The following is a 15,358-nucleotide window of genomic DNA, read 5'->3' on the forward strand; positions in this document are numbered from 1 at the left end:
CCAAATAAAAAGGAGAATACCGATGGCCGAGATCAAGGACCCGGAAAACGCGATCGTCATGGAAACGACGAAGGGCAAGGTTGTCATCCAGCTTCTGCCGGAAGTCGCCCCCGAACATGTCGCCCGCATCAAGGAACTGTCGCGCGAAGGCGCCTATGATGGCGTGGTCTTCCACCGCGTGATCGAGGACTTCATGGCCCAGACCGGCGACGTCAAGTTTGGCAAGCAGGGCGGCAAGGACTTCAATCCGGGCCGCGCCGGCATGGGCGGCTCCGACAAGCCTGACCTGAAGGCCGAGTTCTCCGCCACGCCGCATGTGCGCGGCACCTGCTCGATGGCACGCTCGCAGAGCCCGAACTCGGCCAACTCGCAGTTCTTCATCTGCTTTACCGATGCGCCGTGGCTCAACAAGCAGTACTCCGTGTGGGGCCAGGTTATCGAAGGCATGGACGTCATCGACCAGATCAAGAAGGGCGAGCCTGTGCGCGATCCCGACTCCATCGTCTCGATGAAGGTTGCCGCCGACGCCTGAGGCCGCTATTGGACAAACCCGCCCCGCGTCGACAAGGCGCCGGGCGGGTTTTTCGTTTCTGGGAACACCAACATGCGTGTCGACCTGTTCGACTTCGACCTACCGGAGGAAAACATTGCGTTGCGGCCCGCAAGCCCGCGCGATCACGCGCGCCTGCTCGTCGTCCGGCCGGACGGAGAGCCGGTGCTGGAGGATCGCCACGTCTTCGACCTGCCGTCTTTCCTGAAGCCGGGCGACGCGCTCGTGTTCAACGACACAAAAGTCATTCCCGCCCAACTCGAAGGTGTGCGACTGCGCGAGGGCGCGCAGGAAACACCGGTCTCCGCGACGCTGCACATGCGCCTCGACCAGAGCCGCTGGAAGGCCTTCGCCCGTCCCGGCAAGCGCATCAAGCAGGGCGACCGGATCGAATTCGGCCACACCGGAAACGCCTGCCTGCTCGGCAAGCTCGGCGCGTTGGTCGAAGAGAAGGGCGATGCGGGCGAGGTGACGCTGAGGTTCGACTTCTCCGGCGCCGCCCTCGACGAGGCGATCGCCACCGTCGGCCACATTCCGCTTCCGCCCTACATCGCTTCGAAGCGCGACGAAGACGAGAAGGACCGGGCCGACTACCAGACCATCTATGCCCGGGAAGAGGGCGCCGTCGCGGCACCGACCGCCGGCCTGCACTTTACGCCGGATCTCTTCGCGAAGCTCGACGCCGCCGGCGTCGAGCGCCATTTCGTGACGCTGCATGTCGGCGCCGGCACCTTTCTGCCGGTCAAGGCCGACGACACCAGCGAACACAAGATGCATGAGGAGATCGGTCACGTCTCCGCGTCGACAGCTGCCAGGCTCAATGCCGTGAGGGAGAGGGGAGGTCGGATCGTCTGCGTCGGCACCACCTCCCTTCGTTTGATTGAGAGCGCCGCGGGCGAGGATGGCGTCATCCGGCCCTTCGCGGGCCCAACGGGTATCTTCATCACGCCGGGCTACCGCTTCCGCGCGGTCGACGTGTTGATGACCAACTTCCACCTTCCGAAATCGACGCTGTTCATGCTCGTTTCGGCCTTCTGCGGCCTCGACACAATGCAGGCCGCCTATGACCATGCCATCAAGACGGGCTATCGCTTCTATTCCTACGGCGACAGCAGCCTGCTCACCCGGAAAAACTGACATGCACGAGAAGTTCGAGTTCAAGCTGAAGGCCACCAGCGGCAAGGCCCGCCTCGGCGAGGTGAGCATGCCGCGCGGCACCATCCGCACGCCGGCCTTCATGCCGGTCGGCACGGTCGGCACCGTCAAGGCCATGTATCTCGATCAGGTGCGCGACACCGGCGCCGACATCATCCTCGGCAACACCTACCACCTGATGCTGCGGCCGGGCGCAGAGCGCGTCGCGCGCCTTGGCGGCCTGCACGAACTGATCCGCTGGCAGCATCCGATCCTCACTGACTCGGGCGGTTTTCAGGTTATGTCGCTCTCCGGCCTCCGCAAAATCGATGAGAAGGGCGTGACCTTCAAGAGCCACGTCGACGGTTCCACCCATCATATGTCGCCGGAGCGGTCGATCGAAATCCAGGGTCTTCTCGGTTCCGACATCCAGATGCAGCTCGACGAGTGCGTCGCGTTGCCGGCCGAACGCAAGGAAATCGAGCGCGCCATGGAAATGTCGCTGCGTTGGGCCGAGCGCTGCCGCCTCGCCTTCGGCGACCAGCCGGGCAAGGCCATGTTCGGTATCGTCCAGGGCGGTGACATGCCCGACCTGCGCGTGCGCTCGGCGGAGGGGCTGAAGCAGCTCGACCTCAAGGGATACGCCGTCGGCGGCCTTGCCGTCGGCGAGCCGCAGGATGTGATGCTCAAGATGCTCGACGTCACCCTGCCTGTGCTGCCGACGGCGAAGCCACGCTACCTGATGGGCGTCGGTACGCCGGATGATATCCTGAAGTCCGTCGCCTGCGGCGTCGACATGTTCGACTGCGTGATGCCCACGCGCTCGGGTCGCCATGGCCTTGCCTTCACGCGGCGCGGCAAGGTGAACATCCGAAACGCTCGCCACGCCGAGGATATGCGCCCGCTCGACGAGCAGTCCAACTGCCCGGCCTCGCGTGACTATTCCCGCGCCTATCTGCACCACCTCGTCCGCTCCAACGAGGCGCTCGGCGGCATGCTGCTCTCCTGGAACAACCTTGCCTACTACCAGGAACTGATGCAGGGGATTCGCAAGGCGATCGAGGAGGGTCGCTTCGAGGACTTCTACGCCGAAACCCAGGAGATGTGGGCGAGGGGCGATATCGATCCGGTCTGAGACCGGATCGTCATCCAGCAGTAAGTGTCACCGGCGCCAGGCCGGGAATATCCGGTCCGACGGGGACCACACGACTCGGATTGAGCGCCTTGATCGAATAGTAGCCCCGCTTGATATGGTCGATGTTGACAGTCTCGCGGACGCCCGGCAGGTCCAGAATCCGCATCATGTAATCCGACAACGCCGTATAGTCGGCGATACGGCGCAGGTTGCATTTGAACACCCCGTGATAGGCGACGTCGAAGCGCACCAGCGTCACGAAAAGGCGAATGTCGGCCTCTGTAAGCGACTCGCCTGTGAGATAGGGCCCTGCAACGGCGAGCCGCTGTTCCAGTCTATCGAGCATTTCGAACACGTCCGCGAACGCCTCCTCGTAGGCGACCTGCGTCGTGGAGAAACCGGCGCGATAGACGCCATTGTTGAGCTTCGGGTAGATTTCCGCATTCAACGCGTCGATCTCGTCCCGCAAGTGTTGCGGATAGAGGTCGATGTCATTCTTCGCAAGCGCCCCAAACCCCGAGTTCAACATGCGCAGGATATCGGCAGACTCGTTATTGACGAGCGTTCCGGTCTTCTTATCCCAGAGCACTGGCACCGTCGCGCGGCCTGTATGGGTCGGGTCGGCGCGGGTATAGAGTTCGTGCAGGTACCGCACGCCGTTGATGGTGTCGCGATCCGATCCGGGGTAGTCGCCGAATTCCCAGCCGAAATCGCCGAGCGCCGGCTCGACGACGGAAACGGAAATCACGTCGTCCAGCCCTTTGAGCTTGCGCCCGATCAGCGTGCGCGAGGCCCAGGGGCAGATCAGTGCGACGTAGAGGTGATAGCGACCGGCTTCGGCCTTGAAGCCGCCGTCACCGGTTGGCCCGGCCGCGCCATCGACGGTCACCCAGTTGCGAAAGCCCGAAATCTGGCGGACAAAACCGCCCTTGTCGTCGGTCGCCTGCACCGGCTGCCAGTCGGCAGTCCATTTTCCGTTGACGAGCATGGCATCTTTCTCCGAACCGCTTTATCTCGGCCGTTAGTTACCCGATTGTATCGTTCACCGATACGCGGCACGTCATGCACAATTCGTGCGACGATTGTGAACGATGTACGATAACGGGTCAGTTGATGGAGAGGGAAGGGTGGACGAACAGGAGCGAGACACCGACGGCGATGCCACGCCGCGCATGCTTGCATGGGCGAAAAACTCGGCCGCCTATCGCCTGTCCCGCCGCATGATGAGCGAGCATGAACTCGCTGTCGCCATCCGTCGCAAAGCGCGTCAGAAGTTCGAGGCTATCTCCGAGCGACAGGTGGAACGGCTGGTGGAGACCGCCCTTCAGTTCGGTCGTCAGGTGGGCGCGCTCGACGACACCGCTTATGCCGAGGTGAAAGCACGTTCGGCGGCCCGAGCCGGCAAATCGAAGCGGATGATCACGCGCAAGCTGTCCGAAAAGGGCATTGCCTCCACCACCATAGGCGAGGCGCTGCACGAAACGGATGATCTGCGGGCGGCCGTTATTTTCGCTCGCAAAAGAGCCCTCGGGCCGTATCGACGCGTCGAGCTCGATCTCCAGCGCCGCCAGAAGGAGTTCGCAGCCTTTGCAAGGAATGGCTTCGCGCAAGATATCGCGAGACGTGTCCTCATTATGGAGATGGATGAAGCAGAGGTCATTCTGCTTGATGGCGGTCAAATCTGACGAGGGGGCATTCCTGTCCCCCCTCAGGCCGCCTTTTCCGTCTTCCGCTGCGCAGCCTCGCCGTGCTCGGCCATGTCGGCCAGCCGGATTTCCATGGCTTCGATCAGCGATTGGCAGATGGCGTTTCGCAGCCTTGCCGAATTGCGCTGGGTCAGTTTCTTGTCGAGCCACTGCGCCGAATGCATGAGATCGACGCCCTCGTTGAGCACGATCTGCTGGGCACGCTGAAGCGCCCAGACTTCAAAAGGATCTGGTTCCCCCATGATATCCATTCCAAATTGAGTTTCGCCGCACTAAATTACTGATTCGCAAAGATAGAATAACAGATTCATACAGCTTGTCATGGTGGCAGGTTATACTTGCGCGTGGCTTTCCGACCAAGCTTTTCCTTCCGACGTAAATGAGCCTCCTTCGTGTTTTCCTGGGCGACAACAATCAAAGCACCGTCGCCAGCGCGGTGTTCACCCGCATATTGATGGCATCGAGGCTCGGGGTCTGCCCGTAGAAGTGGAAGTCCAGGTTGACGCCCGGCCGGAACACCAGGCAATGGGTCGATCCGCCGAAATGGAACATGCCGATCTGATCACCCTTGGTTACACGATCCCCTGGCTTCACGGTGATTTCGCAGCTCGATACCTCGGCCATGCCAACCGGGATGACGGCCATCAGACCGATTGCAGGGTTATCAGCCTGGATGAAGATAACACCGCGCGTCGCGACGGCGGTCAGGAACGGCTGTGAATCGTTCGGAGCGCTCGGATCGGCCCCTCCGGGATTTGCAAAACCTTCGTACAGGTTTTCGAGGTAATAGGAGCCTCCGACGACGTACGCTTTGACGACCGTGCCGGAGACCGGACTGTGCCATCGGTGGTAACTGAGCGCGCTGAGAAACGCCTGATAGATCGTGCCGCCGGTAAACTGTGGCGCCAGATCGTCGAATGCGAGCATGTCGCCGAGGGAGTAGGGCTGCCCCTTGATCCAGAACTGGGCGCTCGCGGAGACATTGTTCACCACTTGGAGAGGTGCGGATTCGCAGGCGTTCGCTATGACACTGTCATCTCCCGGCGCCGAAACGGGGCGTACCCCGGTCCGGAAGGTGCGCGTAAAGAAGTCGTCCCATGACGAAAAACCCAGATACTGCGCGCCTGGAATGCAGTTGAAGATGGACTGGAACCGGTCGGGCGTCGGGTTTGCGCCATCACCCAGCGCTGACATGGCGACCTGCACCATTTCCTGCTGCGCGGCCATGCTCAGCCAGGCGACGGCCTCCGTCGTCGGACTGACCGGATAGGGTTGTTCTGTCAGAACGTAACGCGAGGCAGGCGAGGTGAGAAACTGTGACCAGTAGGCCAGGATACGTTTGAACAGCTGGTTCACGACCGCGTTCGAGAAGAAGGTATATCCGGGTTCCGTCGCCATCGGCCAGTCGAGGAGGGCGTTGATCGGGAATCCGATGAGACCTGCCGGCTGTTGGCTGGCTATATCCTGATACGCCTCCGGCGCCGTCGTCATGATGAGGTTCAGAAGAGTGAGAAACTCATCGAAGGTTTCGACCGATGGCTGTCCGAGCGGCGTCGTCGGCGCCAGCTGATAGGCTCGCGCAAACATGGCCTGCGCAAGATTGTAGAGCGTCTGATCGCTCTCGACCATCGCCCTGAAGTCAGCGATCGGCGGAACATCGGCCAAGTCTTGTCCCTTGGCCGCATCCCGCAGCCGTGCGATCCAAGCGGCCGTGTGGGCCGGATCCCGGGGCAACCATCCGCCGGCGCGGGATTTCACGAGTTGCGGCTTTGCTGCGTGAACCGCGTGTTCCATCTCAGGCCTCTTCGTTCCGTATGAGTTCGCGACTGTCCGGGGTGAGGCTAAGCCAAAGCCCGGACGTCCGCATCCTTGGATTGATATGGAAAAAGAGAGAAACCTTAAGGCGCGTCAGCCGGTACGACGGACGACTGCTGATCGATCGTGCCGACGACGGCGTCAACACCAGGCCAGCCGGCGTTCACCATCGACAGGAAGCCAATGCGAGCCGGGGAGTGTGACATTCCATCCTCCTGCAACTATGGCCATTATTGTCTTCGTTGCATTTGAAAAACGACTTCGAGGCGATGCAATTCTTTCTGCGACATGGTGATCAACAAGGACATGAAGACTCCGACCGCTCATGGTCTCGACCAAGCTCGAAGTCGTCATCCTTGCTCCCGACGTTGGCATTGACCAGTGCATCAAGAGGCGAGACTGTCGCATCTCTAACTGGCCCAACTGTCGCATTACTAAATAGCTGCTACAGATGTTGATTGCATAAGATAGATTATGGAACTAAATGCAATGGGCGCACTTATCGCGAATATCGCAGCAGCGCTCAGAATGCCTTGAAGGTCAGCGTTGTCAGCGTCCGGTCGACGTCTGCGATATCGGCGAAGATGTCATTCACGTATTTCCCCACATCTTCACCTTCTGGCACATAGACCTTCGCCAGGAGATCGTACTCGCCGCTGGTCGAGTAAAGCTCCGACACCACTTCCTTCTCATAGATCCTGTCGGCTACCTCATAGGTACGCCCGGGCTTGCAGCGAACCTGGATGAAGATGCAGATCATGAGGTTTCCTTTCGGACTTGGACGTTGGGTATCAGTGGCTTGTGGCAGAATACTAATGTGCCGACGGAGAACCGTCGTCGATCTCGAGGTCGAACGACATCTGGTCGTAGGCCGGTTCGACATGCGGCGGAGTTTCGGCCATCACGGTCTCGTAGTCCAGTGGCGTATGCATGTGGGTCAGGATCGCGCGTTTCGGCCCGAGCCGTTCGATCCAGCCGAGCGACTGTTCGAGCGACAGATGGCTCGGATGATGTCGGTATTGCAAGGCGTCGATGACCAGCACGTCGAGATCCGAAAGTTTCGCCACCGTGGTTCCAGGGAAATCGCTGACATCGCAACAATACGCCACGTTGCCGATCCGCAGGCCAAGCGAGATGATGTCGCCGTGCTGTTGGACCAGGGGCAGCAAGGAAACCGGCCCGCCGGCTCCATCGACCACGACGGGCGTCGCAAGATCGTCGATCACGATCGGTTTCACGATCGGCGGATAGCTGCTCCCCGGCGGCGTTTCGAGGCAATAACCGAACCCTTGCCGGATACGTTCCATGGTCACCGGTTCGGCATAGATCGGGATTCGATGGTTCTGCATGATGAAATAACCACGCAGATCGTCGATGCCGTGTAGATGATCCGCGTGGGCGTGCGTGTAGATCACCGCGTCGATTTTCGTCACTCCGGCGGCGATCATCTGCGCCCGGAAATCAGGCCCGGTGTCGACAACCACGACCGTCTTGCCGCCACCCTCGCCGATCTGCTCTATCAGGAAGGACGCGCGTGTCCGCCGGTTCCGCGGATTGGCGGGATCGCAGGCGCCCCAGTCGCCATTGATGCGCGGCACGCCTGGCGAGGACGAGCAGCCGAGAATGGTGAAGCGACGGCGCAGCGACATCCGCTCAGAGCCTCGGCATTTTCGAGAAGATACGGAACGCGTTGTCCGTCGTGATTTTGGCCATCTCCTCGAACGGCAGCCCCTTGGTCTCGGCCAGCACCTCCGCCGTGTTGACGACGTAGGACGGCTCGTTGCGTTTGCCGCGCCAGCGCTTGGGCGCCAGATACGGCGCATCGGTCTCCACCAGAAGCCGGTCGAGCGGCACCTTTGCCGCGATATCGCGCAACTCGGTGGATTTTGGAAAGGTCAGGATGCCGGAAAAGGAAACATAGCCGCCGAGTTCCACGCCGACCTCGGCCAGCCGTTCGCCGCTGGAAAAGCAGTGCAAGATGAAAGGGAAGGCCCCCTTCCCTGTTTCATCGGTCAGGATCGCAGCCATGTCGTCGTCGGCGCTGCGGCTGTGAATTACCAGCGGCAGCTTCGTCTCGCGCGCCGCCTCGATATGGCGGATGAGACCCGTCTTCTGGTCCTCCGGCTTCTGCGTGTCGTAGAAGTAGTCGAGCCCCGCCTCGCCGATCGCCACCACTTTTGGATGGGCCGATAGCCGCACAAGGTCCTCCGCCGTCACGTCAAGCTCGTCGCCGGCATTGTTGGGGTGCGTACCGACCGAACAGAACACAGACGGATAGCGCTCCGTCAGCGTCAGCAGCGTCTCGAGCTTCCGAACCCGCGTCGAGATCGTCACCATCTGCGCAACGCCGGCTGCGTGCGCCCGTTCGACGAGGGCATCGCGCTCCTCGTCGAAATCGGCGAAATCCAGGTGGCAGTGCGTATCGATCAGCATGAACTCAGGCCTTGTGGACTTCCGGCGGAACATAACGCGGGAAGACCGGCTTCGGTGCCTCAAGCGGCGTCCCCGATATGAGCCTGCCGGCCTTGCCAAGCACAGCGAAGTCCCGCTTGTCCGCCGGCGACGCAACGAGATCGAGCAGCTTTTCAGCCGAGTCGGGCATATAGGGTGCCAGCAGGATCGCGATCTGGCGCACCACTTCCGCCGTCACGTAGAGCACGGTGGCCATGCGGGCCGGATCGGTCTTCTTCAGCGCCCAGGGCTCCTGGCCGGCGAAATACCTGTCGGCTTCAGACACCACGGCGATGATCGCCGCGACCGCCTTGTGGATCGCGAGCTTCTCCATCTCCTCGCGGCAAATGGCAAGCAAGCCGTCCACGGACGCGAGCATCGCCTCGTCGGCCTCGGTCAGCGGGCCGCACTCGGGAATCTTGCCGTCGCAGTTCTTGACGATCATCGACAACGATCGGCTCGCCAGATTGCCGACGCCATTGGCAAGATCGGCGTTGATGCGGGTCGCGATCGCCTCCTCGCTATAGCTGCCGTCCTGGCCGAACGACACTTCGCGCATCAGGAAGTATCGCAGCGGATCAAGACCGAAATGATTGACGAGATTGACCGGATCGACGACGTTGCCGAGCGATTTCGACATCTTCTCGCCCTTGTTGAGCAGGAAGCCGTGCGCGAACACCTTCTTCGGCAGCGGCAGGCCCGCCGACATCAGGAAGGCCGGCCAGTAGACGGCGTGGAAACGGATGATGTCCTTGCCGATGATATGGATGTCGGCCGGCCAGTATTTCGCCCGCGGTCCATTGGTGTCTTCGACGTAACCGGTCGCTGTAATGTAGTTGGTCAGCGCGTCGACCCAGACATACATCACGTGCTTCGGATCATCCGGTACCTTGATGCCCCAGTCGAACGTGGTGCGCGAGACCGAGAGATCCTTGAGGCCCGATTTGACGAAGGAAATCACCTCGTTCTTGCGCTCGGCAGGGCCGATGAAGTCCGGATTGGCTTCATAATGCGCCAGCAGCCGTTCCTGGTATTCGGACAGCTTGAAGAAGTAGCTCTCCTCCTCCACCCACTCGACGGGTGTCCCCTGCGGCCCGTAGCGCACGCCGTCGCCGCGCAGTTCCGTTTCTTCTTCCTGATAGTAGGCTTCGTCGCGGACCGAATACCAGCCGGCATAGCTGTCCTTGTAGATGTCGCCATTGGCAGCCATGCGCCGCCAGACTTCCTGCACGGTCTGGTGATGGCGCTGTTCCGTGGTGCGGATAAAGTCGTCGTTTGAGGCGTTGAGCAGCTTGCCCATCGCTCTGAATTCGTCCGAATTGCGCTTGGCAAGCTCTTCCGTCGTCACCCCTTCAGCCCGTGCGGTCTGCTGCATCTTCTGCCCGTGTTCGTCGGTTCCGGTCAGGAAGAACACATCCCTGCCGTCGAGGCGCTGGAAGCGCGCGATCGCGTCGGTGGCGATCAGCTCGTAGGCATGGCCGATGTGCGGCTTGCCGTTCGGGTAGGCGATGGCAGTGGTGATGTAGAAATTGTTGCTCATGGATGGCCTTCGGAGGCTATGTCTTGAAACGTCACGCCGCTCTTAGCGCATGTCGCCGCTTTGCGAAACACAAGTTTTCTCGCCGGCCGCCATGACGGACGTGCAGGCCACGTCAGCCGAAAAGGTCGCCGAAGGCGTCGAGAATCGTCTGTTTCCGGTCGAGATTGTAGGCGGCCGAGACGCGAAAGCGCTCGGCGATGGTTGACGTGAGCCGCGCATGGCGCTCGGCTGTTGCGAGATCCCCTGCCCGCGCCGCCGCCCGTGCCGCGTCGGCCGCATGATCGAGGATGTGCTCGACGAAGAAATCGAACGCCGCCTCGTTGTCGCGACCGCTGAGCGCATCGGCGATCTGGTGCATGGCCTTGCGCTGCGATGGACCCGTCTGCGACACGACCTTGTCGAAGGCGGCAATGATATCGAGCCCGCCATAGTTGATGATCTTCAGCGCGCGCGAAACGCTGCCGGCGGCAAGTGACAAGACCTTGTGCGCTTCCTCGTCCGAGCGGAACGCATATCCCAGATGCTTCAGCGCCGCCGTTAGCTCACCGTCGCCAAGCGGCGAGAGTCTCAGAGGCTGGCAGCGCGACCGGATGGTCGGCAACAGCTTGCCCGGGGCATGGCTCAGCACGAGGAACAGCGCGCGCTTCGGCGGCTCCTCGAGAATCTTGAGGATCGCGTTGGCGGCATTGCGGTTGAGATCGTCGGCCGGATCGATGATCACGATCCGCCAGTTGCCGCTGCCCGACGTCTGCGAGAAGAAATGCCCTGCCTTGCGCACCTCGTCGACGGTGATCGCCGACTTCGCCTTGCCCGTCTTTTCATCGACGGGCCGCGTCAGGTGCAGAAGATTGTGGCTGGCGCCGCTCGCGATCTGCCGGCTGACTGCGCTTGCCGCATCCGGCGCCGCCAGCCGCTCGGGAGCCGTCGACGGGTCGGGATGGCTGAGCACATGGTTCGCGAAGCGGAAGGCGAGCGTTGCCTTGCCGATACCCTCAGGCCCTTCGATCAGCAGCGCGTGGTGCCCCTTGCCCGAACGATAGCTCTGCGCCAGGAAATCCTGCGCCTCCTGATGACCGTAGAGGGCCGTGTTGACCGAGGGCGCGATCGCCCCCTCCAACACGCCCGGCGCATTGTCCGTCATGTCGCGCCGACCGTGGTTTTTGCAGAAGCAGCTTGCCTCCGGGCCAACCGCTCCTCAACTGCATCGAGAACCGAACGCGCCACGAGATCGGCCTCCGAACTCGCGTCGACGACGCGGCAGCGGCGCGGATCGGCCGATGCGATCTCCAGGAATGCCTGGCGTCGCCGTTCGTGCGTCTCGAGTTCCTCTTTCTCGAAGCGGTCGGGGTCACCGGCCAGCCCCTGCTCGCCGGCCCGACGCTGTGCGCGCTCCAGACCAACACTGGCAGGAAGATCAAGGATAACAGTAAGATCGGGACGCACGCCGTTGATCGCGATCCGCTCGAGCGCATCGATGAGGTCGGACGGAAGATCGCCGGTCACGCCCTGGTAGACGCGGGAGGAATCCATGAACCGGTCGCAGAGCACGATGAAGCCTTTGCCGAGCGCCGGGCGGATGACGTTCTCGACGTGATCGTTGCGGGCCGCGGCGAAAAGGATGGCTTCCATCGCCGTGCCGAACGGCTCGGCAGCCCCCGACAAAAGAACGTGGCGCAGCGCCTCCGCGCCCGGTGAGCCGCCCGGTTCGCGCGTCGTCAGCACGTCATGTCCGGCCCTCCGCAGGGAATCGGCAAGGCGGCGAATCTGGGTCGACTTGCCGGCCCCCTCGCCTCCCTCGAACGTCACGAACAATCCCTTAGCCTGCGTCAAAACCCTGATTCCGTCTCGTGCGGTGCAATTGGCACCTGTTTAGCGCATGTTGCCGTCCATCGAAACAGCGCAAACGCGGCTTGCGCCGCCCAACGCAGCTTTGTCTGCTGGCGATCACAGCCAGAAGAACAGCAGCTCCACCAAGGCGTCCCATGCCTGTTGGCGAAGCGTGCCCTTTTCCACCGCGGCAACCGTGACCAGTGGCACGGTCCGCAACAACCGCTCGCCCGCGAGAATGCGCAGCTCGCCGACGCTTTGCTCGGCCTCGACGGGTGCCGTCAAGGGCCAGCGATAGACGATGCGGGCGCTCAGCCGGTCGGGATTGTTGACCGGCAGGAAGACGTCGACACCGGATGTCGGCTTCAGATCGACAGTCGACACCGCGCCACCGTAGACACTGGCGGCCCCGACCGCCTCGCCGGCCTTGAAAAGCGAACGTCGTTCGAATTTGGTTTGGCCCCACTGCAGCACCCGTATGCTTTCCTCGGTCCGCTCCTTCTCGCTCGCAAGCCCGCTCATTGCCAGAAACAGCCGCACGCCGTTTGCTTCCGCCGATGTTACGATCGCAAATCCGCTTTCCTCCGCATAGCCGCTGGTCAGCCCGTCGACGCCGAGAGCGAGGGCAAGCAGGTTGTTACGGTTGCGCTGCAGGATCTTGTTCCACTCGAATTCGGTCTGCGCCAGCAACCGGTATTGCGCCGGATAAGTCGCGTGCAGATGGCGCGCCAGCGTCACCATATCGGCAAGTGTCGTCCTGTTGCCGGGATCAGGAAGGCCCGTCGCGTTCGAAAACGTGGAGTTCTTCAGGCCGATCGCCTTTGCCCGATCCGTCATGCGCGCCGCGAAAGCCGCCTCGCTTCCGGCCATCCCTTCCGCCAGGATGATGCAGCCGTCATTGGCCATCTGCACGGCGATGCCCTTCAGCAGATCCTCGACGCGGATCGTCGATTTCAGTGCGGCGAACATCGTCGAGGTTCGCGACGGCGCGCCGCCCGTCCGCCAGGCATGTTCCGAGACGGTGTAGGTGGTATCAAGCGTGATCTCGCCCCGTTTCAGGGCATCGAAAACGACTTCGAGCGTCATCAGCTTGGCAAGCGACGCCGGCGGAAACACCTCGTTCTCACCCTTGGCAAGCAGCACGGTGCCCGTTGAGTCCTCGATCATCAGCACGCGCGGCGCCTTCGCCTCAAAGCCGGGTGCCTCCTGGGCTCGTGTGGCAGGCGTCGTCAGAACAAGGAAAAACAGCGCCAGGACGGCGAGGGAGGTCCGCATGGTGATGTCCGTCTCGCGGCCCGGCGGGACCGCATGGAAATGCGTTTGCGTCAGCGTTGACCGGCCGGCGCGCGTCGCGCGGCGAAAGCCTGAATCGCCGCTTCCGTGAGGCGGTCATCTCGCACCAGAATGGCCTCGAATGCAAGCGCCGACGCCGGTTCCTCGCTGCTCGCATAGGCCGATGACAGCGTACCGTCGCCGAGCGCGAAACTGCGATCGGGGCGCTCCGGGGGGACAGGCCCGATCTCCGGCAGCAAAATGAATTGCATGAATGCGTCGCCGTTCGAACTATCGGCGGATACCGTCGCGAATGCGGTGGCCGTTGACTGCGGAGCAGGTGACGGTGTCGGTGCCGCGACCGGCACGACCGAGGTGGCCTGCGCGCTGGCGGAGGCCACCATGATACCCGGACCGCCGATGCCATCGGGCATCACGTGCGGAAGGCGATTGCCTTTGGGCGAATAGGAGGCCATCAGGAACGGCATGTCGTGACCGTCCATGCGCGCCGGTCCGACATACTCGACGCGAACGCGTGCGGTACCGGTCCCCTTCATGTCGAGCAGGTCCGCCGTCTTTTCAGAGACATCGATGATCCGGCCCTGGTGGAACGGCCCGCGATCGTTGACGCGCACCACCACCGAGCTGCCGTTTTCCATGTTCGTGACCCGCGCATAACTGGGCAGCGGCATGGTCGGGTGCGCGGCGGATATATGGTACTGGTCGTAGACCTCGCCATTGGCCGTCTTGCGCCCGTGGAAAGCCGAACCGTACCAGGAGGCGAGCCCTGTCGCCTCGTAGTCAGGATTGAGCTTAGGCACATAGGTCTTGCCCCGCACCACATATGGCTTGCCGACGAGATATCGTCCGCCGCCCTTGGGCACGTTCTTGCCGGAAGCGACCCGCGGGCTTGCTTTCACGCCGTATTCGGATTCGGCAAAATATTCCTTGGAACGGGCCTTCTTTTTCTCACCGGTGGTCGACGAACACGAGGCGACCCCAATGCACACGACCGACAAGGCGAGCCAGCGCGCGGCTCCAGCGAATGTCGCGGTTTTCTTATTCATGATACTCGCGTACTCAACATCACCATTCACGAGCATTGCCATTCGGGCATTGCCCCAAACTGTCGTCGTCAGGCAGAGTGATCCGAAAGACGACGAAACGATGGACGCGAAAAGCACCCCTCATCCCCAGACTTTATGCTGGGACTGGTATATCAAGGATTAACGGTGGGCAGACGGTGCCCTTCGAACGGCTATGAACCAAGCCCAGGTGATGACGTCATGCGTTCGCGCCGGAAATTGACCACGATGACATTGTCTGTTTGCCGTATAACGGGTCGTCCATCGTCGAGAACGACGGTCGCAGGCGCTTCTGCCGCCGGTCTTGCCGGCTGTTGGGCAGGCGCGGTCTCCTCGGGCTTCCGAAGATCTCGGATGGTGGAATAAAGCTGCGACACCAGCCTTTTGTAATAGGCGACAATCTTCTGGTGTTCGTCGCGGGAGATGTATCGCTCGTTCAGCCATTCGGTCATCGGTTTGTCGCTCCTCTCTTTGCAGCGATCAATTCCCGGCGCCGGCCTTGGTTCCCTCCCCGCGGTCAACGCGAGGTCGGTGGTTAACTAAAATATCTTTCGGCAGCCCTTCTGTCGCAGGTCGAGACGACCGCAAACGACATCTCTTCATGATGTCACGCCCATGCGCAGATTGACGCTGCGACCAAAGCTGCTAAAAGGCCGCAATCGAGCATGGAAGAGTGTCCGAGTGGTTTAAGGAACCGGTCTTGAAAACCGGCGTGCGGGAAACCGTACCGTGGGTTCGAATCCCACCTCTTCCGCCAATTCGCCTTCGCATGGCGTCCCATAGTGACCGTTTGCCCCTTGCCGGCAACGGGTTTCCCGTGCAAGTCTCTCGCATGCTATGGCA

The 15,358-nt window shown here is 61.8% G+C and carries 17 protein-coding genes and 1 tRNA gene; 5 read left to right on the plus strand and 13 right to left on the minus strand.

The features are described 5' to 3' along the window. The first annotated feature begins 22 nt into the window (after window positions 1–22). The 3 genes from J5J09_RS11215 (at window position 23) to tgt (ending at window position 2,819) form a co-directional block, all read left to right on the plus strand. Complete coding sequence (locus J5J09_RS11215) at window positions 23–532, plus strand: peptidylprolyl isomerase (protein WP_208550350.1); 510 nt, start codon at window positions 23–25, stop codon at window positions 530–532. Window positions 533–604: 72 nt separating this feature from the next. Continuing rightward, window positions 605–1,687, plus strand: coding sequence for a tRNA preQ1(34) S-adenosylmethionine ribosyltransferase-isomerase QueA (queA, locus tag J5J09_RS11220; RefSeq protein WP_208550352.1), 1,083 nt, complete (start codon window positions 605–607; stop codon window positions 1,685–1,687). Between the two features lies 1 nt (window position 1,688). Continuing rightward, complete coding sequence (gene tgt, locus J5J09_RS11225) at window positions 1,689–2,819, plus strand: tRNA guanosine(34) transglycosylase Tgt (protein ID WP_208550357.1); 1,131 nt, start codon at window positions 1,689–1,691, stop codon at window positions 2,817–2,819. A gap of 10 nt (window positions 2,820–2,829) precedes the next feature. Here the strand turns inward: tgt and J5J09_RS11230 are convergent, their stop codons facing one another. After that, window positions 2,830–3,807 carry a glutathione S-transferase family protein gene (locus J5J09_RS11230; protein WP_208550360.1) on the minus strand — a complete coding sequence of 326 codons (978 nt, stop codon included), beginning with the start codon at window positions 3,805–3,807 and terminating at the stop codon, window positions 2,830–2,832. A 184-nt stretch (window positions 3,808–3,991) separates the two neighbouring features. Between J5J09_RS11230 and J5J09_RS11235 the strand changes: the two genes are divergently transcribed. Then, window positions 3,992–4,504: a regulatory protein RecX gene (locus J5J09_RS11235; protein ID WP_246745956.1), complete on the plus strand. Its 513-nt coding sequence runs from the start codon at window positions 3,992–3,994 to the stop codon at window positions 4,502–4,504. 23 nt (window positions 4,505–4,527) lie between these two features. Here the strand turns inward: J5J09_RS11235 and J5J09_RS11240 are convergent, their stop codons facing one another. From J5J09_RS11240 to J5J09_RS11290, 12 genes are all read right to left on the minus strand, one after another. After that, window positions 4,528–4,767, minus strand: a complete 240-nt coding sequence (locus tag J5J09_RS11240; RefSeq protein WP_208550364.1) for a hypothetical protein — start codon at window positions 4,765–4,767, stop codon at window positions 4,528–4,530. A gap of 172 nt (window positions 4,768–4,939) precedes the next feature. Continuing rightward, window positions 4,940–6,319 carry a phosphatidylserine decarboxylase family protein gene (locus J5J09_RS11245; RefSeq protein ID WP_208550366.1) on the minus strand — a complete coding sequence of 460 codons (1,380 nt, stop codon included), beginning with the start codon at window positions 6,317–6,319 and terminating at the stop codon, window positions 4,940–4,942. Between the two features lie 104 nt (window positions 6,320–6,423). Beyond that, window positions 6,424–6,546 carry a hypothetical protein gene (locus J5J09_RS22965; protein ID WP_281436226.1) on the minus strand — a complete coding sequence of 41 codons (123 nt, stop codon included), beginning with the start codon at window positions 6,544–6,546 and terminating at the stop codon, window positions 6,424–6,426. 317 nt (window positions 6,547–6,863) lie between these two features. Next, window positions 6,864–7,100 (minus strand): Lrp/AsnC ligand binding domain-containing protein, encoded by a 237-nt coding sequence (locus J5J09_RS11250; RefSeq protein WP_208550367.1) that lies wholly within the window; start codon window positions 7,098–7,100, stop codon window positions 6,864–6,866. A gap of 52 nt (window positions 7,101–7,152) precedes the next feature. Next, window positions 7,153–7,989 carry an MBL fold metallo-hydrolase gene (locus J5J09_RS11255; protein ID WP_208550369.1) on the minus strand — a complete coding sequence of 279 codons (837 nt, stop codon included), beginning with the start codon at window positions 7,987–7,989 and terminating at the stop codon, window positions 7,153–7,155. 4 nt (window positions 7,990–7,993) lie between these two features. Then, on the minus strand, window positions 7,994–8,773 hold the full coding sequence (locus J5J09_RS11260; protein ID WP_208550370.1) for a TatD family hydrolase: 780 nt from the start codon (window positions 8,771–8,773) through the stop codon (window positions 7,994–7,996). 4 nt (window positions 8,774–8,777) lie between these two features. Continuing rightward, window positions 8,778–10,331 (minus strand): methionine--tRNA ligase, encoded by a 1,554-nt coding sequence (gene metG, locus J5J09_RS11265; protein ID WP_208550374.1) that lies wholly within the window; start codon window positions 10,329–10,331, stop codon window positions 8,778–8,780. 112 nt (window positions 10,332–10,443) lie between these two features. Beyond that, entirely contained in the window at window positions 10,444–11,472 is a 1,029-nt protein-coding gene (locus tag J5J09_RS11270) for a DNA polymerase III subunit delta' (protein ID WP_208550375.1), read from the minus strand. Beyond that, window positions 11,469–12,161, minus strand: coding sequence for a dTMP kinase (gene tmk, locus J5J09_RS11275; protein ID WP_208550376.1), 693 nt, complete (start codon window positions 12,159–12,161; stop codon window positions 11,469–11,471). The genes J5J09_RS11270 and tmk overlap by 4 nt, the downstream gene beginning before the upstream one ends. Before the next feature lie 114 nt (window positions 12,162–12,275). Further along, window positions 12,276–13,433, minus strand: coding sequence for a D-alanyl-D-alanine carboxypeptidase family protein (locus J5J09_RS11280; protein ID WP_208550379.1), 1,158 nt, complete (start codon window positions 13,431–13,433; stop codon window positions 12,276–12,278). A 50-nt stretch (window positions 13,434–13,483) separates the two neighbouring features. Further along, complete coding sequence (locus J5J09_RS11285) at window positions 13,484–14,497, minus strand: septal ring lytic transglycosylase RlpA family protein (RefSeq protein WP_208550381.1); 1,014 nt, start codon at window positions 14,495–14,497, stop codon at window positions 13,484–13,486. Between the two features lie 191 nt (window positions 14,498–14,688). Next, the gene (locus J5J09_RS11290; RefSeq protein ID WP_208550385.1) at window positions 14,689–14,967 is read right to left on the minus strand and encodes a hypothetical protein; all 279 of its coding nucleotides are present in this window, start codon (window positions 14,965–14,967) and stop codon (window positions 14,689–14,691) included. A 215-nt stretch (window positions 14,968–15,182) separates the two neighbouring features. On the opposite strand from J5J09_RS11290, the gene J5J09_RS11295 reads away from it, so the two are divergent. Beyond that, window positions 15,183–15,272, plus strand: a tRNA-Ser gene (locus J5J09_RS11295). The last annotated feature ends 86 nt before the right edge of the window (window positions 15,273–15,358 follow it).

The sequence above is a fragment of the Ciceribacter sp. L1K22 genome (assembly GCF_017599385.1).
GTDB lineage: Bacteria > Pseudomonadota > Alphaproteobacteria > Rhizobiales > Rhizobiaceae > Allorhizobium.